Annotated in this window: 1 pseudogene; it reads left to right on the top strand. The window is 36.1% G+C overall.

The annotated features are described in order from the left end of the window. Nucleotides 1-402: pseudogene (locus tag ACJDU8_RS25705) on the top strand (IS110 family RNA-guided transposase); the annotation flags it as partial.

Below are 402 nucleotides of genomic sequence, written 5' to 3' on the forward strand. Positions count from 1 at the left end.
GCTCTGCAAAGACTTACAAGGCACAGACTTCATATTGTAGAATGCCTGACTAGAGAAAAGACTTACATGTTATCCAACGTATTTCTCAAGTTCAGTGAATTTGCTTTGCTACAGGGTGATGAACATCCTTTTTCCAATAAATATGGTGCTACTGCCTCTTCCATATTGACTGAGTTTCTATCTTCTGAAGATATTGCAAATATTCCACTTGAAAATCTCGTTGACTTTGTCAATAAAAAAAGTCGTAAGAGAATTTCTAATTCTCAGATGACAGCTGAAATTCTTAAGCAGGCTGCACGTAATTCATATCGCCTTGATAAATGTCTATATGAGCCTTTAACAATCTCAATTGCCTGCTCTTTTAACTGTATTCAGGCTTTTGAGAAGGAGCTTAAAGCTATT

Source organism: Candidatus Clostridium eludens (genome assembly GCF_045310515.1).
GTDB lineage: Bacteria > Bacillota > Clostridia > Clostridiales > Clostridiaceae > Clostridium_B > Clostridium_B eludens.